The following is a 19,904-nucleotide window of genomic DNA, read 5'->3' as shown; positions in this document are numbered from 1 at the left end:
GATCGGCTCCGACCCACTGCGGCAGACCGGATCCACCGCGGATCCCCACCAAGCCGCGAGGTCGCTCGCTCCTCCAGAAGTCTGATCACTGGGGTCGACGCGAGCACGTACGCAGATAGCACACATAGCACCGTGCTAGCCCCTCGCGCAGTGCCGCTCAACAGAAGAGGCATACATCATCAGCGCTGTCACGCACGACACCGAAACGCAAGACTCCGAACTGCACGACACCGAAGAGGGCCCCGGCACCGCTGCGGAGACCCCCGAGATCATCGAGAAGACCTTCCGCGACCTGGGCGTCGACGAGCGGATCGCCGAGGCCCTGGCGGCCGGCGGGATCATCACCCCGTTCCCGATCCAGTCCGCGACCATCCCGGTCGCCCTCACCGGCGCCGACGTGATCGGACAGGCGAAGACCGGCACCGGCAAGACGCTGGCGTTCGGCATCCCGGTCCTGCAGCGGATGGTGCGCGAGATCGCCGCCGCCGCTTCGGCCGCGGAGAACGCCGCCGTCGGAGCCCTGGACGAGGGCGCCGCCGCCGCGACGGACCCCGACACCGAAGCGATCGCCGCCGAAACCGCCGCCGCTGCCGCGGCGACCGCGGCTGCGACCGCAGCCCAGCGTGGCCGTCGTCCCCGCGGCCGCGGCCGCAAGCCGTCCGGCGCGCCGGCCCCCACCGGCCACCCGGGCCGGCCGCTCGGCCTGGTGGTCGTGCCGACCCGCGAGCTGGCCGTGCAGGTCACCGAGGACCTGGCGGCGGCCGGCAAGGTCATGGCCGCCCGCGTACAGTCCGTCTACGGCGGGCGCGCGTACGAGCCGCAGATCGCCGCGCTGTCGGCCGGCGTCGACGTGGTCGTCGGCACCCCGGGCCGGCTCCTGGACCTGGCCAAGCAGGGGCACCTGGACCTGTCCGGCGTCCGCATGCTGGTGCTGGACGAGGCCGACGAGATGCTGGACCTGGGCTTCCTGCCGGACGTCGAGCGGATCGTCACCCAGATCCCGAACGACCGCCAGACCCTGCTGTTCTCGGCGACGATGCCCGGCCAGGTCATCGCGCTGGCCCGGCAGTACATGAGCCGCCCGACGCACATCCGCGCGGCCGACCCGCACGACACCGGCACCACCGTCGCCAACACCACCCAGCGCATCTACCGGGCCCACGCCCTGGACAAGACCGAGATGCTGGCGCGCATGCTCCAGGCCGAGGGCCGGGGCCTGACCATGGTGTTCTGCCGCACCAAGCGCACCGCCGCCAAGGTCGCCGAGGAACTGGACTCCCGCGGCTTCGCCGCCGCGGCGGTGCACGGCGACCTCGGCCAGGGCGCTCGCGAGCAGGCCCTGCGCGCCTTCCGCAACGGCAAGGTCGACGTCCTGGTGGCCACCGACGTCGCGGCCCGGGGCATCGACGTCGAGGGCGTCACCCACGTGGTGAACTTCCAGTGCCCCGAGGACGACAAGACCTACCTGCACCGCATCGGCCGCACCGGCCGGGCCGGCGCCTCCGGCACCGCGGTCACCTTCGTGGACTGGGACGAAGTCCCGCGCTGGAACCTGATCAACAAGACCCTCGGCCTGGACTTCCACGAGCCCCGCGAGACCTACTCCACCTCGGACTGGTTCTTCGAGGAGCTCAGCATCCCGGCCGACTCCAAGGGCCGGCTGCTGAAGTCCGAGCAGACCCGCGCCGGCCTGGCCGCCGAAGAGGTCGAAGACCTCGGCGAGACCGGCCGCGGCGCCGGGGTCCGCGCCCGGGCCACCGCCACCGCCACCGCCACCACCCGCACCGAGCGGCCCGCCCGCCCGAAGCGGGAGCGCGAGCGCGTGCGCACCCGCGGCGGACGGCGCTCCGAGGAACTGGCCGGCACCGAGGACGCACTGGCGGTCTCCGACTCAGCCGAGGACGGCGAGAAGCAGAAGCGCGGCCGGACCCGGACGCGGAGCCGGAGCGGGGCGAAGGTCGAGGCCGTGCTGGCCGAGACCGGCGCGATCGCCGACGAGGCGAGCGCCGCCACGGTCGGGACCGAGACGGCGGCAGTCGACACCGCGGCCACGTCGGGCGCCGAGAAGGCACCGGCCGGCGCCGCCGTCACCGAGTCGGGCGCCGACGAGGCCGACAAGCCGAAGCGCACGCGGACTCGCAGCCGGAAGACCATCGAGCCGAGCGAGATCGCCGCCGACGCCGCCGAGGCCGGTGCCACGCCGGTCCTCGACGTCACCGAGCCGAGCTCCGACGAGGCCGACAAGCCGAAGCGGACCCGCGCCCGGAGCCGGGCCAAGGCGGAGACCACCGAGGTCAGCCCGATCGCCGCCGAAGCGGTCGAGCCGGTCGCCGAGACCAAGCCGCGCACCCGCACCCGGGCGAAGGCCGTCGCGGAGCCCGTCGCCGACGAGGCCGAGAAGCCGAAGCGCACGCGCACCCGCGCCGCCGCCGACGCCCCGGCAGCAGCGATCCCGGCCCAGTCGCCGAAGCGCTCGCGCCGCGCCCTCGCCGAGGCCGAGGGCCTGACCGCCACCGGCGTCGCGGTGACCGGCAACTACAACTCGTAGTCACCCCGGCCGACGGCCCGAGACCTCCACCGAGGCTCGGGCCGTCGGCCTTTTCCGGCGCCGGTTTTCCGGCACCGATATCAAGGGCCGTTCAGCCACGCCCGAAGACCGTCAACTACTCTCATCCCCATGAGCACGCCGCCCTTCGTCGACCTGCCGCCCCACACCCAGGCGATCCAGCTGCCGACCGCTGGCGGGCCGCTCGCCGCGCTGCGCGCCACACCGCCCGAGGGGGTGACGCGGCAAGGGATCGCGGTACTGGTCCCCGGATACACCGGGTCGAAGGAAGACTTCATCGCGGTGCTGGCACCGTTGGCGGCGGCCGGGTACCAGGCCGTCGCGATCGACCAGCGGGGGCAGAACGAGTCGGCGGGCCCTGAGGATCCCGAGGCCTACACGCTCCCGCGGCTCGCCGCAGACCTCGGCGACGTCGTCGACGAACTCAGCGACGCCGACGGCCACACCGACTCCAGCGCGGGCACCGGCACCGGCACCAACGCCAGTACGGGCGCCGACGCCGCCGCCCGCATCCACATCATGGGCCACTCCTTCGGCGGCCTCGTGGCCCGCGAATACGCCCTGGCCCACCCGACTCGCGTCCGCACCCTCGCGATCCTCGACTCCGGCCCCGCCGCGATCCCGGGCCGCTCCGCCGAGCAGGCGAAGCTCCTGGTGGCCGCCGCCAGCTTCATGACCTCGGCCGAGATCTGGGCCGAGATGCAGAAGATGGCCGCTGCCGAGGGCGCCCCTGGGCACCCGGACGAGTGCGTGCGCGACTTCCTCCAACGGCGCTTCGAGCACAACGACACCGGCATGCTGGTCGGCATGGGCACCGCCATCCTGTCGGCCACCGACCGGACCGCCGAACTCGCCGCAGCCGGGCTGCCGATCCTGGTCGCGGCCGGGGCGGGCGACGACGCGTGGCCGGTCCAGGCCCAGAAGGAGATGGCCACGCGCCTGGGCGCGGACTTCGTCCTGATCGAGGACGCCGCGCACTCCCCCGCCGCCGAGAACCCGGCGGTCACCGCGCGGGTGCTCGCCGACTTCTGGGCCCAGAACGGCTGACTCAAGGCAGCTGCCGGGCCACTAACCCGGAACCCCCGAATCAGAACGGCCGAGTCCCACTCGACCGCGCCACCAACTCCTCGTAGACCTCCGGCTCCGTGGTCTCCTCGCCGAGCCGGATCGTCGGCTTGCGCCCTCCGTGCCAGTCCGACGAGCCGGTGGTCAGCAGCCCCAGCTCCTTCGCCAGCGCGCGGACCTGGTCCCGCTCCTTCGGCCCGTGGTCGGGGTGGTTCATCTCGATGCCGGTCATCCCGGCCTCGGCGAACGCCGCGATGTCCGCCTCCGACACCACCGGGCCGCGCCGCCAGGCCAGCGGGTGCGCCATCACGGTCACCCCGCCCGCAGCCTTGACCAGCGTGATCGCCCGGATCGGGTCCATGTCCAGCTTCTCCACCCGGGCCCGGCCGCCCTCACCGAGCCAGTCCGGGGTGAACGCGGCGTCGACCGAGGGCACCACGCCGGCCTCGACGAGCGCCGACGCCACGTGCGGACGCCCCACCACGCCGTCCCCGGCGATCTCCCGCACCCGCTCCCAGGTGATCAGCGCGCCCAGCTCGCGCGCCTTCTGGACCATCGCCTCGGCCCGGTGCGTCCGCGACTCGCGGATCTCGGCCAGCGCGGCGGCCAGGTCCGGGTTCTCGGGGTCGAACATGTACCCGAGCATGTGCAGACCGATCCCGTGGATCTTGCACGAGATCTCGGCCCCGGGCACCACGGTCTGGATGTGCGACCAGACCCCGGCCTCGCGCCCGTACCGCAGCGCCCGGCGGGCCTCGGACCAGCCGGAGGTCCCGTCATGGTCGGTGATCGCCACCACGTTCAGGCCGGCCGCCTCGGCCATGCCGACCAGCTCGGCCGGCTCGAAGGTGCCGTCGGAGGCGGTGGTGTGGGCGTGCAGGTCTATGCGCATGCCCACACGCTACCCACCGCGCCGGGCTCCCGCCTCACCGCGTGATCGCCTTACCGCGTGATCGTCCCGCCGTCCACGACCATCGACTCCCCGTTGACGAACGACGCCTCGTCCGAGCACAGCCACACCGCGGCCGCCGCGATCTGCTCCGGCTGTCCCACGAATCCCCCGGTGTTCTCCCGGGCCTGCATGTTCACCGCCGGCCGCTCCTCGGCCGAGTTCCGGATCATCGGGGTGTCGACCACCCCGGGGCAGATCGCGTTGATCCGCAGCCCGGAGTTCCGGTACTCACGCGCCGCGGTCTTGGTCAGCCCGAGCACCCCGTGCTTGGACGAGCAGTACGGCGACAGGTACGGCACCGCCACCAGCCCGGCCGCCGAGGCGATGTTCACGATCGTCCCGGACTTGTTCGGCAGCATCGCCCGGATCTCATGCTTCAGGGACAGGAACACGCCGGTCAGGTTGACGCCCAGAATCCGGTTCCAGTCGGCCAGCTCGGTGTCGGCGATCTTGGCCCCGGTCCCGGCCACCCCGGCGCAGTTCACCGCCGCGTCCAGCCGGCCGAACTCGGCGAGCGCCGTGGCCAGCGCCGCCTCGATCTCGGCCTCCACCGCCACGTCGGCGCGCACGAACAACGCGGTGCCGCCGGCCTTGCGGATCAGGTCGACCGTCTCCGGTCCCGAGTTCTCCCCGGTGTCCGTCCGGTCCACGACCACGACCGCCGCCGCGCCGCGGGCCGCGAACATCTCCGCGCTCGCCCGGCCGATCCCGCTGCCGCCGCCGGTCACCATCACGACCTTGCCCTCAGCTGCCATGCGCGCACCGTAGGTCAGACCGCGCCAAGCGTCCATGCCCGCCTCGGTAATAGGCTGGCCGCCGTGGAACAGGACCTTCCCACGGGGGATGACGCCAGGGCCGCGCAGGTCTTCAACGACCACCGCAGGCTGCTGACATCGGTGGCCTACCGCGTGCTCGGCCGCTGGAGCGACGCCGAGGACGTGGTGCAGGACGCCTGGCTGCGCTGGAGCGGGTCGGACTACACCTCGGTCCAGGACCCGAAGGCGTTCCTGGTCACGGTGACCACCCGGCTGGCCATCGACCAGCTCCGCAAGGCCCAGACCCGCAAGGAGTCCTACGTCGGCCCCTGGCTCCCGGAGCCGGTGCTGACCCGGGACGGCGCCGACACCGCCCCGGACACCGCCGACCGCGTGGTCCTGGACGACACCGTCTCGCTGGCCATGCTGCTGGTGATGGAGACCCTGTCGCCGCTGGAGCGCGCGGTGTTCGTGCTGCGCGAGGCCTTCGACTACAGCTTCGCCGAGATCGCCGCGATGCTGGACCGCACCGAGGCCGCGGTGCGCCAGCTGCTGGTCCGGGCCCGCAACCACGTGCAGGACAAGCGGCCGCGCTACCCGTTGGACGACGTCAAACGGCAGAGCATCGCCGAGCGTTTCCTGTCGGCCTGCGTCGGCGGCGACATCGCGCCGCTGCTGGAGCTGCTCTCGCCGGAGATCACGGTGATCTCCGACGGCGGCGGGGTGGTCACGGCGGCGACCCGGCCGGTGGTCGGGCTGGACAACGTCTCCCGCTTCCTGCTGGGCATCACCCAGAAGTACGCGAAGTACATCGAGAAGGGCATGGACATCCGGGTCGAGATCGCGCCGGTCGGGGTCAACGGTGACCCGGCGGTCATCGCTTTCGCCGACGACAAGGTGCTCTACGTCTACACGCTGGATATGGACGAGGACGGCCGGATCCGCACTGTCTTCGCGATGGCCAACCCGGAGAAGCTGAGCGGAGTGCGCGCGCTGGAGGGCGACGCCGGCTGACACCGACCGGGCGGGAGTGAGGCGGGTCACACAGACCCGTGTCACAGATCCGGGACGGTGTCCGTCCTTGCGATCGAACACGGCGGAGAGCACCGCCGAGCCGATCCCAAGGAGCTCAAGATGCGTATCCTGCTCGCCGGCGCCAGCGGCGTCTTCGGCCGCGTCCTCACCCCGGCCCTGATCGACGCCGCCCACGAGGTGGTCGGCCTCACCCGCGCCCAGGACGGCGTCCGCGTGATCGAGGGCATGGGCGCCACCGCGGTGGTGGCCGACGTCATGGACCGCGACAAAGTACTCGCCGCGGTGAGCGGCCAGCACTTCGACGCCGTCATCAGCCAGCTGACCGCCTTGAAGAAGGCGCCGATGCGCAACAAGGACATGGACGTCACCAACGTCCTGCGCACCGTCGGCACCGAGAACCTGATGGCGGCGGCCAAGGCCACCGGCGCCACCCGCTTCCTCACCCAGTCGATGATCTTCGGCTACGGCTACGGCGACCTCGGTCCCGGCCCGATCACCGAGGACGCGTTCTTCGGGCCCTCGCCGCGCAAGACGTTCGCCCGGCACGGCCAGGCGATGCTGCGCAACGAGCAGATCGCCTTCTCCGAGCCCGGCGTCGACGGCATCTCGCTGCGCTACGGCCTGTTCTACGGCGGCCCGGCGACCACCGCCTACGTGGAGTTCCTCCAGGCCGGCAAGCTGCCGATCGTCAAGGCCGGCACCAATTCCTTCGTCCACCTGGCCGACGCGGCCGGCGCCACCGTGGCCGCGCTGGAGCGGGGCAAGGGCGGCGAGGCGTACAACGTCGTGGACGACACCCCGGCCCCGTTCGCGGACGTGGCGCTGGAGATCGCGAAGGACTTCAAGACGAAGACCCCGCGCACCGTCCCGGCCTGGTTCACCAAGCCGCTGCCCTACCTGAACTGCTTCATCACCGGCCGCTGGGTGATCAGCAACGCCAAGGCCAAGGACGAGCTGGGTTGGCAGCCGCAGTATCCGTCCTTCCGTACCGGCGTGAAGGCGGACGCCGAAGCCGCCGGAATGTGACAGTGCCCGCCAGGACACACCCCGGCCTTTCCGGCAGGAACCTCAGCGGACAAGTCGAATGAGAGCGACAACGACGGAAAAACCAATATCGTCGCGAAGGAGGAGAAGCACAGCAGGGGAGGACACGATGTCGGGCAACGCCGAAACGATGGCCGGACCCGATCCGGAACACGCCGCCGACCTGGTGGAGTTCATCGAGCTCTTGGATCAGCTGCGGATGTGGGCCGGCGCACCGTCGACCCGCGCCCTGGCCAAGCGGGTGGGCCCGGTACTGCGTCCGCCGCGGACGATCTCGCACTCCACGGTCGCGGAGGTGTTCCAGACCTCGCGGCGCCGGCTCGACCTCGACCTGGTGACGGGCATCGTCCGGGCGCTCGGCTCGGACGACGCCACGGTCGCCCGGTGGCGCACGGCGTATCTACGAGTCCTGCGTAACACCAAGACGGCCGATTTCGGCGGAGTCCTCCGGCAACTACCGGTCGACCTGCCCACGTTCATCGGACGCGAGAAGGAACTGACCGCCTTGATGGACGCGGCCACCGAAGGTTCGCACACCCTGGTGATCTCGGCGATCGAGGGAATGGCCGGCATCGGGAAGACCCAGCTAGCGCTGCACGCCGCCCATCGTCTAGTGCGGGCCGGGCGGTATGCCGACCTCCAGCTCTACGCCAACCTCCGCGGCTTCGATCCGTATCACGAACCGTCCGACCCCGCCGCCGTCCTGGACGTTTTCCTGCGCCAACTCCAGGTGCCGGCCGCCCGCGTCCCGGCCGGGCTGGACGAGCGGGCCGCGATGTTCCGCGACCGCATCCACGGACGCCAGGCGTTGCTCCTGCTCGACAACGCCGCGGACGACAGCCAGCTCAGACCCCTGCTTCCGGCGTCCTCGAGCTGCCTGGTGCTGATCACCAGCCGGCGCAGTCTGGCCAGCCTGGAGGGCGCCCGCACCGTCGCCCTCGACGTCCTGGACCCGTCGGAGTCGATCGAGATGCTCTCCCGCATCGTCGGCCCCGAGCGCGTCGCCGCCGAGCCGCGGGCCGCGGCCCGGATCGCCGAGCTGTGCGGCGGCCTGCCGCTGGCCGTCTCGCTCGCCGCGGCGCGCCTGCGGTCCCGCCCGGTCTGGACCCTGCGGTATCTGGCCGACCGGCTGGGCACCACACTGGACCAGATGACCACCGGCGGCCGGGGCCTGTCCCAGGTCTTCGACCTGTCGTATCAGGGCCTCCCGCCGGCCGCCCAGCACATCTTCCGGCTGCTCGGCATCCATCCCGCCGCGGACTTCACCGCCTCCTCGATCACCGCGCTGACCGGGATGGAGCTCGGCGAGGCCGAGCAGATCCTGGAGCTACTCCAGGACGAGAAGCTGATCCAGCAGAAAGTCCCGAACCGTTTCGAGCTCCACGACCTGCTCCGCGCCTACGCGGCCGAGCGGGCCGCGGCCGAGGTCAGCGAGCAGGAGCGGTCCGAGGCCGTCGCCGCGGTCCTGAACTGGTACGTGGCGACCGCCTCGACGGCGGTCGACGTGGCGAACCGCCAGCCACCCCTGCCCTTCCCCACCGGCAGCGTGCGGGGCGAGAGCGTGCGGTTCGTCGATGCCAAACAGGCGCTGGCCTGGTACGAGCACGAGCAGCCGAACCTGCTGCGCGCCTTCTCGGCGGCCGCGACGCTCGGTCATGACCGCACAGCGGTCAACCTGACCCTGGCGATGAAGCCGTTCGAAGACATCGCCCGCAGCTGGCGGGAGTCCGAACGGCTGCTCCGCGCGGCCCTGGCGCACGCCCGGCGGTGCGCCGCGCCCGACGTCGAGGCGAACGTCCTCCAGCAGCTGGGGTTCACCCTCTTCCAGGACAACAGGTTCGACCAGGCGCTCGATCCTCTGGAAGAGGCTCTGGCCCTGAGCCGGGAGAACGGGGACCTGCTGAACGAACACCGCGCGCTGAACGTCAAAGCCCTGGCGTACACCGGCTTGGGCGACCACCAACGCGGCTTGGAGGTCGCGCTCCAGGCCCTGGCCCTCTGGGAGCACGACGAAGTACGGCACACGCCCCGCACCACCGGCGTGTTCAACACCGTGGCCACATGCCTGCACGGGCTGGGCCGACCGGCCGAGGCCCTGACCTACATCATGACGGCCATCACCGAGGCGGAAGCTGCGGACGACTGGCTGTTCGTCGCGGTGGCCAAGCACAACCTCGGCTTCACCCAATTCGTCCTGGAACGCTTCACCGACGCGATCACCGCTTTCGAACAGTCGATGCCCATCGCGCATGAGGTGGGCTTCCTCTACCTGCACGCCGACGACCTCAACGGCATCGCCCTGGCACTGCACGCCCAAGGGCGCGTGTCAGAGGCGGAGGAGTCCCACCGGAAAGCACTGGCCGTCTTCGACGACCTCCCCGAAGCCGACATCGCCCGCTACCTGAGCCAGCTCGACGAGTCACCGCTGCGGTACCCGCCGGCTCCGGCGGACGAAGCGAGTGAACGAAACGGCCCCTTGATCCGGTGAGGGAATCGGATCAAGGGGCCGAGCAGGTACCGGTCTGCGAAACCAGGGATCGCTACAGGTCGATCCCGGTCAGCACCAGCACCCGCTCATATGTGTAGTCCTCCATGGCGTACTTGACGCCTTCGCGGCCCACGCCGGAGCCCTTGACACCACCGTACGGCATCTGGTCGGCGCGGAAACTCGGGGCGTCGCCGATGATGACGCCGCCGACCTCCAGATCGCGGTGCATGCGGAACGCGGTGTGCAGGTCGTTGGTGAAGACGCCGGCCTGGAGACCGAACTGGGAGTCGTTGACCAGGCGCACCGCCTCGTCCGTGCCGTCGAAGGCGTGCAGCACCAGCACCGGGCCGAAGACCTCCTCGACCACCACCTTGGAGTGCGCCGGGGCGCCGGCGATCACGGTCGGCTCGTAGCTGGCGCCGTCCCGGCCGCCGCCGGTGAGCAGGGTGGCGCCGGCGCCGACCGCCTCCTGGACCCAGGCCTGGACCCGCTCGGCGGCGGCGGTGCTGATCATCGGGCCGACGTCGGTGGCACCGTCCGCCGGGTCGCCGGTCTTCTGCGCCTCGACCGCCGCGACCACCTTCTCGACCAGCCGGTCGTAGACCGCGCGGTCGGCATACACCCGCTGCACCGAGATGCAGGACTGGCCGGCCTGGTAGTTGGCGAAGGTGGCGATCCGCTGCGCGGCCCAGTCCAGGTCCTTCTCCGAGGCGTAGTCGGCCGTCACCACGGCCGCGGCGTTGCCGCCGAGCTCCAGCGTGACGTGCTTGTGCGGCACCTCGGCCTCGATCATCGCGCCGACCGGGCCGGAGCCGGTGAAGCTGACCACCGGCAGCCGCGGGTCGGTGGTGAGAGCGGCCATCCGGTCGTTCGGCACCGGCAGCACCGACCAGGAGCCGGCCGGCAGGTCGGTCTCGGCCAGCAGCTCGCCGAGCAGCAGCGCGGTCAGCGGGGTGGCCGGCGCCGGCTTCAGGACGATCGGCGCGCCGACCGCGATCGCCGGGGCCACCTTGTGCGCGACCAGGTTCAGCGGGAAGTTGAACGGCGAGATGCCCAGCACCGGCCCGCGCGGGAAGCGCCGGGTGATCGCGGTGCGGCCGGCGGCGTTGGCGTCGGTGTCCAGCCGCTGCAACTCCCCGTTGAACCGGCGCGCCTCCTCGGCGGCCCAGCGGAACACCGAGATCGCCCGGCCGACCTCGGCCTTGGCCCACTTCAGCGGCTTGCCGTTCTCGGCGGTGATGAGCGCGGCGATCTCCTCGGCCCGCTCGGCGATCCGCCGCGAGACGTGGTCCAGCGCGGCCGCCCGCACGAACGCGGGCTGGTCAGCGGTCTCCTTGGCGACCGCGGCGGCCGCCGCCACCGCCTGCTCCACCTGCTCCTCGGTGGGCACCGAGACGGTCGCCACCAGGCGGCCGTCGTACGGCGAGCGCACCTCGTAGCTGTCGGTCCCCGTGACCTGCTTACCCGCGATCCAGAACGGCGTTGCCTGCTCAGTCATGGCACTCACAGTAGGCGCGCTCGGGCTCGTGCGCCGGTGTACGCGGTGGCCAGTCGATGGGGACGGCTGCGCCGTTCGGGCCAGCGGGTGGTCAGACCGGCCACAGGGTGAACTCGTTGCCGTCGGGGTCGGTCAGCTCCACCTCGCCGGATCGGCCGGGAGCGGTGTCGGTGCGAGCGGCTCCGAGCGTGACCAGCCGGTCGATCTCCTTGTCGCCCTCGCTCGTCACGAGCTGGAAGCGCAGCCGGTTCCGATCGGTCTTCCGGGTGAAGGGCGGCCCACCCCAAGTGATCTTCGGACCACCGTACGGAGAGCGGATCGCCGTCTCCTGATCCTGGTCCCACACCAGCGGCCAGCCCAACGCCCGGCTCCAGAAGTACCCGGCCTCCTGCGACCCGTCGCTCGCGAGCGCCCCGATGAATCCGCACTCTGCGAGGAAGTTGTTCCCGGCCGCGATCACGCAGAACTCGTTGCCCTCGGGGTCGGCGAGCACGACGTGCGTCGCATCGGGCCCCTGCCCGACATCGTGGTGCCGCCCGCCGAGTGCGAGCGCACGCGCCACGGTCTCCTGCTGACCTTCCGGCGACACGCTCGTCAGGTCGAAGTGCATCTGGTTCTGCCGGGTCTTCTCGGCCTCCGACGGCAGGAACCGGATCCGGAACCCGGTGTCGTCGTTGGGAATCAGCCCGACGCCGTCGCCGAGGTCATCGGTGTGCTCCCAGCCGAGGACTCCGCCCCAGAACCGGGCCAACAACACGGGGTCGTGCGCGTCGATGGACAAGACCATGAGTTTGGCGGCCATCCCCCGAGCCAACCATTCCTCCGCCCGCGCTGCGACTTCTTTTCAGCCCGCCGACCGCCCCGCCTACTGCCCCTCGCGCACCCGCAGCGCGAACCACAGCTCCATCCGCGCGTCAGCCGAATCAGCAGCCGTCAGGTCCTTCCCCAGCAGCTCCCCCGCCCGCGCGATGCGAGCCCGCACGGTATGCCGGTGCACCCCGAGCTCCGCGGCCGCCGAGTCCCACTGCCCGTTGTGCGCCAGCCACGCGCGCAGCGTCGGCATCAGCGCCGCGCGGTCCGCCTCGGTCAGCGGGGCCAGCACCGCGGCGGCGAAGTCGCGGACCGCCTGGTCCGCGAACAGCGTCGTGAGGCCCGAACCGGCCTCGGCGAAGGACACCGTGGGCCGTCCGGTCCGGCGCGCCGTCGCCAGCGCCTCGCCGGCCTGGCGGTAGCCGCGGCCGAAGTCCGCGTAGCCGATCGCGTCCGACACCCCGCCGGTGAAGCCCGGATAGTCGGCCGGGGCGACCAGCATGCGCTCGTCGCCCTCTTCGAGCACGAACATCCGCTCCGGCACGGCCTCGTCGCGCACCGAGTCCCGGGCGATCCGCACCGGCTCCGGCGGCAGCGGCACACGCAGCTCCCCGGCGGCCTCGCGCGCCGCGTCCACGTGACCGGCCAGCAGCAGCCGCACCACCGCGCGGCGCAGCGTCAGCTCGGCGACCGTCACGTCCTTGGTCGGCTGCTCGACTCCGAGGGTGAGCAGAGTGAGCGCCACGGCCAGGATCTGGCGGCCGGTGATGTCCGGCCCGCTGTCGCGGCCCAGCAGGCCGACCGCCAGGAAGCCCGAGACCCGCTTGCCGACGCCGAGCGCGTGCACCTCGACGTGCCCTGAGTCGGTCAGGATCGAGGCGCTGCTGGGCAGCATCCGGCCGCGCAGCCGGTCCAGCTCCGGTGCCAGGTCCAGACCGGCCGGCATCGGGCCCGCGCTGTGCAGCACCGAACCGTCGGCCCCGGCCAGCACCGCCCACGCGCCGGTACCGAGCCCGCTCACCAACGACCGCACCAGGGACCGCTGCGGCTCGTGGGCCAGCGCCGACTTCACCAAGTCGTGCTGCGTCCGGTATCCCTCGGTGATGGCGCGGTACTCCTCGGCCGCCAGCGCCTTCGACACCGACTTCGCGATCGCGATGAAGGGCGTGGCCTTGGGAACCTCCAGCACCGGAAGGCCGTGCGCGGCGGCCGCGGTGACGAACCGCTCCGGCACCGCCGCGTTGTTCAGCCCGACGCCGAACCCCAGACCCGCGACCCCGGCCCGGACCAGACCGGACAGGAAGGCCTCCAGGTCGAAGCCCGGGTCGGCCAGCCGCAGCCCGGTGGTCAGCAACAGCTCGCCGCCCTCCAGGAACGGCGCCGGGTCGTTCAGCTCGGTCGTGTGCACCCACCGCACCTCGCGCGAGGTGTCCCCGGCCGGTCCCTCGGAGGTGAGCAGACGCAGACCCAGAGGCCGGTCGGCGAGCAGGGAGGCGATCGTCGGCGGCACAGCCCCAGCCTACGTCGCCGCCGCCCGCCGCCGGGGCCGGCGATCGCCCTTCGAACAGCGGTGCGCGCGCCCCGTACGATGGAGCACGCCATGACGACCACCACGCCGGCCGCCGCCGCTTCCGCCGAGGCTCCGCTGCTCCTCACCACCGAGGCTCCGCGCACCCTTTCCTTCAGCGACCAGGCAGCGTTCTGGGCGAACCTCGGCGTCAGCCTGATCGGGTTCTCCTCCGCAGCGGTCGTACTACTCCCCACCGGCTACTCGCCGCTGCCGATCCCGGCCTCGCTGCTGGCGATCGCGCTGGGCACCGTGGCCGGGATGGTGATGACCGCCATCGCCGGCGTGGTCGGCACCCGCACCGGCGCGCCCGCGATGGCGGTGCTGCGCGGTCTGTTCGGCACCAAGCTGTCCTGGCTGCCGAGCCTGGCGAACATCTTCCAGATGGTCGGCTGGGGCGTTTACGAGATCACGGTGATCGTGCAAGGCGTGGACGCCATGCCCCACACCCACGGCATCCCGCGCCCGGTGATAGTGCTCGCGGCCGGGGCGCTGTGCACGGCGATGGCGATCTGGCCGCTGTCGGTGCTGCGCGCCCTGCGCAAGTACGTGACCGGCGCGGTCGCCGTGGCCATGCTCTACTTCACGGTCCAGCTGCTGCGGAACCCGATCCCGCACCAGACCGGCACCTCCTGGAGCGGCTTCTTCCCGGCCGTCGACGCCGCGCTCGCGCTGTCGGTGTCGTTCCTGCCGATGGCCGCCGACTACATGCGGCACGCCCGGAGCTCCAAGCAGGCCGGCGGCGCGGCCGTCGTCGGCTACAGCATCACGCAGTTCTGGTGCTACGCGATCGGCATCGTGGCGCTGCTCCAGGCCGGACCGAACGGCGACGTCTTCCACACCATGCTCGGCGTGACCGCCGGCTGGGTCTTCTTCCTCGTACTGGTGCTGCGCGAGTCGGACCAGTCGTTCGCGAACGTGTACTCCACCGCGATGTCGATCCAGAACCTGCTGCCCCGGGTGGACCGCCGGATCCTGGCCGGCGCGGTCGGCACGCTGGTGACGGTCATCGCGCTGTTCGTCCACGACCTCGGCGGCTTCGCGAACTTCCTCGGGCTGATCGGCTCGGTCTTCGTGCCGCTGGCCGCGGTGGTCGGCGTCGACTACTTCCTGGGCCGGGGCCGGCAGGGCCGCTGGGACCTGTCCGAGCGCTCCCCGGCGCGGCCGGCGATGCTGCTGCCCTGGGCCCTGGGCTTCGTGGTCTACCAGGTGCTGAACCCGGGCTCGGTGGACTGGTGGGCGCACGGCTGGATGCACGTCCAGGACTGGATCCACGTGCACCCGGGCTGGTGGGCCTCGGCCTCGCTGTACTCGTTCGCAGCGGCGGCGCTGGCCACCGGCGCGATCGTGGCGCTGGACCGGCGGCGCACGCCCCGGACGGAGCGGCCGCTGTCGGCGGAGCCCGCGGAGTCCTCGGCGTGACCGATGTCGGCGGCACCGGCGAGACCGGCTCGGCGAGCGAGGCTGCCGAGCTGAGCGAGACCGGCACTGTGAGCGAGACCGGCGAAGACGATCTCGTGTTCGGCATGGGATCCGAGACCGTCGTCCAGCGCGACTGGCCCAGTCTGACCTCGGTGGAAGTCCAGGCGGTACTCGGCGAGGAGATCTCCGAGATCGAATGGCGCAGCCCTCGTCCGCTGTCCACGACCGCGCGCATCCGAACCGCCGCGGGGCGACACCTGATCGTCAAGCGCCTGCCGTCGGCCCTGCGCACCCCCGAAGCCCTGGCCGAGGAACACGGCTTCATGGACCACGTCCGCGAGCGCGGCATCCCGGTCCCCGACGCATGGACCGCCGGAACCCGCGGCGACTTCGGCTACGAGGTCCAGGAACTCGGCGTCGGTGCGGACCTGTATCAAAACGTCTTCTCATGGTCGCCCTACAAACCGGGTCACCCCGGATACGCCGGCACGACGCTGGCCCGCCTGCACATCGCCGCCGAGGGCTACGCGGCCCCACCCCGGCCCTGGCGGCCGCTGAAGTCCGGCTTCTCGCTCTTCGGCGCGGCCGACCCGATCGCGGCCATCGAGCAGATCACCGCGCGCCGCCCGCGGCTCGCCGACTTCCTGGCCGCCCGCGACTGGCGCTCCGACGTCGAACGCCTCCTGCTCCCGTTCCACCGGCGGCTGAACAACGACCTCGACCCGCTGTGGACCCACAACGACTGGCACGGCACCAACCTGCTCTGGTCCGGCGACCACCACCAGCCGGCCATCACCGCGGTCCTCGACTTCGGCCTGTCCGATCGCACCACCGCCGCCTACGACCTGGCCATCGCGATCGAGCGGTTCGCCGTGGACTGGGTCGGGCTGCGCGACGGCGTCCCGGCCCCGGCGTCGAAGCGTCAGCTCCAGCAGTTTCTAGCCGCCTACACAGCGAACCGGCCGCTCAGCGCCGCCGAATCCGCCGCCCTGCCGAACCTGTTCCCGCTCTGCCACGCCGAATACGAGCTCTCAGAGATCGACTACTTCCTGTCGGTCCTGCCCGGCGGCAGCGAGAAGAACGCTGAGATCGCCTACCGCGACTGGTTCCTCGGCCACGCCGAATATGCGAAGTCCGAGGAAGGACAAGCCTTCCTCGGACTCCTCGGAGGGGACACGCCGGTCTGAAACCGGCCCCTCTCAGTGCCCCTCAGCCTCCTGGGTGTGCTTCGACATCGTGAACGCGACGGCCCAAGCGACCACCAAGATCGCGGCGCTGATCACGAAGACCAGGGTCGCGGCGGTCGGGACGCTGGTCATCATCGCCCCCGCCTTGTCGAAGAACACCGTGCCCAGCGCGGCGATCCCGAAGGCGCCGGCCAGCTGCTGCATCGCGTTCAGCAGGCCCGAAGCCGAGCCCACCTCGGCGTCGTCCAGGTCGCCCAGGACGGTGCCGAAGATCGGGCCGAAGATCAGGCCCATGCCCATCCCGGAGACCAGCAGCGGGGCGACGAGCGTCCAGCTGGTGGTGGTCGCGCCGTAGTTGTGCACCAGCAGCGCGGAGATCACGGTACCGAGCGACATGACCAACATGCCGGCCTGCAGGGTGCGGCGCGGGCCGAGCTTCGGCATCAGAGCCTGCGAGGCGCCCATCGAGACCATGGTGCCGATCGACCAGGGCAGCATCGTCAGACCGGCGTGCAGGGCGCTGAAGTGCAGACCGACCTGCATGAACAGGGTGTAGACGAAGAAGACGCCGCTCATCGCCGCCGCGAAGGCGAACAGCACGGCGATGCCGCTGACGAAGGAGCGCTTACGGAACACGGTCGGCACCACGAACGGGTCGCGGCCGGCCGCGCTGCGGTGGCGCTGGTGCAGGGCGAAGACACCGAAGGTGGGGACGGCGCCGGCCATCAGGGCGAACATCCACGCCGGCCAGCCCGCCTCGCGGCCCTGGACCAGCGGGTAGACCAGCATCATGACGCCGGCGGTGGCCAGCAGCATGCCGATCAGGTCCAGCTTGGGCTTGGTGCCGTCGGCGGCGTGCTCGTCCCGGGGCAGCACCTTGCTGCCGAAGGCCAGCGCGACGATCCCGACCGGCACGTTGACCAGGAAGATGGCCCGCCAGCTGAGCCCGAACAGGTTCGCGCCGACCAGCCAGCCGCCCAGGATCGGGCCGAGGGTCGCGGCCAGGCCCATCATCGGGCCGAAGATGCCGAAGACGGAGTTCATCTTCTCCGGCGGGACCATCGCCCGCAGCATGCCCAGGCCCTGCGGGATCATCACCGCGGCGAAGGCGCCCTGCAGGATGCGCGCGCCGATCAGCTCGCCCGAGGTCTGGGCCAGTGAGCACAGGATCGAGCCGGCCAGGAAGCCGGAGATGCCGACCTGGAACATCCGCTTGCGGCCGAAGACGTCGCCGAGCCGGCCGCCGGTGGTCAGCATGACCGCGAAGGCCAGCGTGTAGCCGGCCACGATCCACTGAAGCGCCGAGGTCGAGGCCCCGAGGTCGGTGCGCAGGACCGGGCTGGCGATGTTCATGATCGTGGTGTCCAGCAGGTCCATGATGTCGGCGCCGATGATGGCGAACAGCGCCAGGATCACGGCCCTGCCGAGCTTGGACTTGGCCGGACTCGGCGCTTCGGCGGAGTCCGGAGGCCCGCTCGCGGAGTGGTCGACGGTCTGGTTCGAGGTGTCGATGGTGCTGGTCATGGTGGTCCCCCTCCGGGACGGCTGCGGAAGAACGTCGTTCGAGCGATCGAACGCCGTTCGGTGGTGACATACTTACGATATATCTCGCGTTCTGGATGTCAAGCTATATCGCGAACCTCGGTCCCGCCGCACGGCCTGCGCGGCCTACCCGGGTCCCACGCGGGGTCTGACGACCCTCGGCGCTCGGACTCATCGGCGCGAACGCCGTTCGAGTTGCTACGAACACCGTTCTACCTCCGAACGCCGTTCGAGTCAAACGGTGTTCGCCTTTACGAACAGCGTTCGAGAGGCGTACAGTGTTCGAGAAGGAAGGAGCCAGACCCGATGGCCGAGCCAGCAGCCCCGAACCAGCCGGAGAGTGCACCCCCGGCGCCGGTCCCCCCGTGGGAGCGCACGCGCAAAGCCAAGGCGCCCGCGCGCACTCCGCTGAGCCAGGAGGCCATCGTCGAGGCCGCGCTGCGGATCCTGGAGACCGACGGCTACGACGCGCTGTCCATGCGCCGCGTCGCCGCGGACCTGGGCACGGGGGCCGCGTCCCTGTACGCGCACGTCGCGAACAAGGACGAGCTGGTGAAGCTGGCCCTGGACCGGGTGTTCGTCGACGTCAGCTTCCCCGAGCCGGACCCGGAGCGCTGGATGGAACAGGTGCGCGAGATGATGCGCGGCACCCGGAAGATCCTGCAGAGCCACCCCGGCCTGGCCCGCGCCATGCTGGGCCGGGTCCCCATGGGCCCGAACGGGATCCACATCATCGAGGGCTTCATGGGGCTGCTGCGCGCCGGCGATCTGCCGGACCGGGTGGCCGCCTGGGCCGGCGACGTGATCGCCCTCTACGTGGTGGCGAACGTCTTCGAGGAGGACATCCGCTTCTCGATCCACGGCGAGGCCTCACAAGAGGACGTCGAAGCCTGGGCCGGGGAGATGAAGGGCTATATCAAGTCCCTGCCACCGGAGCAGTTCCCGAATATGCTGGCCCTGGCAGACCCGATGTTCGAGACCGGCGGCCCCGACGGCCGCTTCGAGTTCGGCCTGGACCTGATGCTGCGCGGCCTGGCCTCCCACTCTCGGCGCTGATCGTGCACTGATCGCGCTCCCGTCCGTCACCGATCCGGCGCGGAGGCGGCGAACGGGTGCGCGGCCTGGCGAATCGGGCTTTTGCCCCTTTTAGGGCAGACATCTTCAAAAGGGTTATCTAGTCTCCATCTCAGAACACAGAGATTGGAGACGCCGGATGTCTTCTTCCCGCCGCCGCCCGGTCGCCGCCGTGGCGCTCACCGGAGCGATATCCGCGGCCCTCATCACCACCCCGGCCGCGTCCGCGGCGAACGGGGACGACCCCGCCCGGACGGTCACCCACGACCGGGTGATCGGCCCCGATCTGCGCCACAGCGCCTCGGCGAACTGGGCCGGCTACGCCGCGGCCGGCGGCGGGTACCACTCGGTCAGCGCCACCTGGACCGAGCCCGGCGTCAGCTGCCGGTCACAGAACACGTACTCCTCGTTCTGGATCGGCCTGGACGGCGACGGCAGCAGCTCGGTCGAGCAGATCGGCACCGAGGCCGACTGCGCCAAAGGCTCGGCGGCCTACTCCTCCTGGTACGAGATGTACCCCGGCGGCCCGGTCAACCTGTCCGGCGCCATCTCCCCCGGCGACGTCATCCGCGCCTCGGTCGTCTACAACGGCTCCGGCCGCTTCACCCTGAACATCGGCGACCAGACCAAGGGGTGGTCCCACTCGGTCGACGCGCACCTGGACAACCCGGCCCTGGCCTCGGCCGAGGTCATCGCCGAGGCGCCGTCGGACGCCACCGGCGTCCTGCCGCTGTCCGACTTCGGCACCGCGGCGTTCAGCGCCGCCAGCGCGAACGGCACCGGGCTTGGCTCGTTCAACCCGGAGCCGATCACGATGACCAGCGGCGGGACCACGAAGGCGGCGCCCTCGCCGATCTCGCCGTCCGGGGGCTTCACCGTGACGTGGCACTCCGGCTGAG

Annotated in this window: 15 protein-coding genes; 9 read left to right on the top strand and 6 right to left on the bottom strand. The window is 71.4% G+C overall.

Translation table 11 applies throughout. The annotated features are described in order from the left end of the window. Positions 1-268 precede the first annotated feature (268 nt). Both IZR01_RS52880 and IZR01_RS00185 read left to right on the top strand, forming a co-directional pair. Entirely contained in the window at positions 269-2,548 is a 2,280-nt protein-coding gene (locus tag IZR01_RS52880) for a DEAD/DEAH box helicase (RefSeq protein ID WP_323746863.1), read from the top strand. Positions 2,549-2,677: 129 nt separating this feature from the next. Then, positions 2,678-3,613, top strand: coding sequence for an alpha/beta fold hydrolase (locus IZR01_RS00185; protein ID WP_194922455.1), 936 nt, complete (start codon positions 2,678-2,680; stop codon positions 3,611-3,613). A gap of 40 nt (positions 3,614-3,653) precedes the next feature. Here IZR01_RS00185 and IZR01_RS00180 read toward each other — a convergent pair whose 3' ends face one another. Continuing rightward, positions 3,654-4,523: a PHP domain-containing protein gene (locus tag IZR01_RS00180; protein WP_194922454.1), complete on the bottom strand. Its 870-nt coding sequence runs from the start codon at positions 4,521-4,523 to the stop codon at positions 3,654-3,656. Between the two features lie 50 nt (positions 4,524-4,573). Beyond that, complete coding sequence (locus IZR01_RS00175; protein WP_194922453.1) at positions 4,574-5,338, bottom strand: SDR family oxidoreductase; 765 nt, start codon at positions 5,336-5,338, stop codon at positions 4,574-4,576. 63 nt (positions 5,339-5,401) lie between these two features. Between IZR01_RS00175 and sigJ the strand changes: the two genes are divergently transcribed. The 3 genes from sigJ to IZR01_RS00160 all read left to right on the top strand — a co-directional run bounded on the left by sigJ (position 5,402) and on the right by IZR01_RS00160 (position 9,905). Beyond that, positions 5,402-6,352, top strand: a complete 951-nt coding sequence (gene sigJ / locus IZR01_RS00170) for an RNA polymerase sigma factor SigJ (RefSeq protein ID WP_194922452.1) — start codon at positions 5,402-5,404, stop codon at positions 6,350-6,352. Positions 6,353-6,472: 120 nt separating this feature from the next. Beyond that, positions 6,473-7,399 (top strand): NAD-dependent epimerase/dehydratase family protein, encoded by a 927-nt coding sequence (locus IZR01_RS00165; protein WP_194922451.1) that lies wholly within the window; start codon positions 6,473-6,475, stop codon positions 7,397-7,399. Between the two features lie 127 nt (positions 7,400-7,526). Then, positions 7,527-9,905: an ATP-binding protein gene (locus IZR01_RS00160; protein ID WP_194922450.1), complete on the top strand. Its 2,379-nt coding sequence runs from the start codon at positions 7,527-7,529 to the stop codon at positions 9,903-9,905. A 52-nt stretch (positions 9,906-9,957) separates the two neighbouring features. Here the strand turns inward: IZR01_RS00160 and IZR01_RS00155 are convergent, their stop codons facing one another. The 3 genes from IZR01_RS00155 to IZR01_RS00145 all read right to left on the bottom strand — a co-directional run bounded on the left by IZR01_RS00155 (position 9,958) and on the right by IZR01_RS00145 (position 13,723). Beyond that, the gene (locus IZR01_RS00155; RefSeq protein ID WP_194922449.1) at positions 9,958-11,403 is read right to left on the bottom strand and encodes an aldehyde dehydrogenase family protein; all 1,446 of its coding nucleotides are present in this window, start codon (positions 11,401-11,403) and stop codon (positions 9,958-9,960) included. A 91-nt stretch (positions 11,404-11,494) separates the two neighbouring features. Beyond that, positions 11,495-12,205 carry a VOC family protein gene (locus IZR01_RS00150; RefSeq protein WP_194922448.1) on the bottom strand — a complete coding sequence of 237 codons (711 nt, stop codon included), beginning with the start codon at positions 12,203-12,205 and terminating at the stop codon, positions 11,495-11,497. Positions 12,206-12,268: 63 nt separating this feature from the next. Next, positions 12,269-13,723 (bottom strand): PucR family transcriptional regulator, encoded by a 1,455-nt coding sequence (locus IZR01_RS00145; protein ID WP_194922447.1) that lies wholly within the window; start codon positions 13,721-13,723, stop codon positions 12,269-12,271. Positions 13,724-13,813: 90 nt separating this feature from the next. Here IZR01_RS00145 and IZR01_RS00140 point away from each other — a divergent pair, with 90 nt between their 5' ends. Together IZR01_RS00140 and IZR01_RS00135 are read left to right on the top strand one after the other, a co-directional pair. Further along, the gene (locus tag IZR01_RS00140; protein WP_228553670.1) at positions 13,814-15,202 is read left to right on the top strand and encodes a purine-cytosine permease family protein; all 1,389 of its coding nucleotides are present in this window, start codon (positions 13,814-13,816) and stop codon (positions 15,200-15,202) included. Further along, positions 15,199-16,389 (top strand): phosphotransferase enzyme family protein, encoded by a 1,191-nt coding sequence (locus tag IZR01_RS00135; RefSeq protein WP_323746859.1) that lies wholly within the window; start codon positions 15,199-15,201, stop codon positions 16,387-16,389. The genes IZR01_RS00140 and IZR01_RS00135 overlap by 4 nt, the downstream gene beginning before the upstream one ends. Before the next feature lie 12 nt (positions 16,390-16,401). Here the strand turns inward: IZR01_RS00135 and IZR01_RS00130 are convergent, their stop codons facing one another. Beyond that, complete coding sequence (locus IZR01_RS00130) at positions 16,402-17,913, bottom strand: DHA2 family efflux MFS transporter permease subunit (RefSeq protein WP_194922446.1); 1,512 nt, start codon at positions 17,911-17,913, stop codon at positions 16,402-16,404. 324 nt (positions 17,914-18,237) lie between these two features. On the opposite strand from IZR01_RS00130, the gene IZR01_RS00125 reads away from it, so the two are divergent. Together IZR01_RS00125 and IZR01_RS00120 are read left to right on the top strand one after the other, a co-directional pair. Then, on the top strand, positions 18,238-18,987 hold the full coding sequence (locus tag IZR01_RS00125) for a TetR/AcrR family transcriptional regulator (protein ID WP_194891110.1): 750 nt from the start codon (positions 18,238-18,240) through the stop codon (positions 18,985-18,987). Between the two features lie 157 nt (positions 18,988-19,144). Next, the gene (locus IZR01_RS00120) at positions 19,145-19,903 is read left to right on the top strand and encodes a G1 family glutamic endopeptidase (RefSeq protein WP_194922445.1); all 759 of its coding nucleotides are present in this window, start codon (positions 19,145-19,147) and stop codon (positions 19,901-19,903) included. The last annotated feature ends 1 nt before the right edge of the window (position 19,904 follow it).

This window comes from Catenulispora pinisilvae, from assembly GCF_015356865.1.
Lineage (GTDB): Bacteria > Actinomycetota > Actinomycetes > Streptomycetales > Catenulisporaceae > Catenulispora > Catenulispora pinisilvae.
The sequence above is the reverse complement of the archived record's forward strand: the minus strand, read 5'-3'. Positions and strand labels throughout refer to the sequence as shown.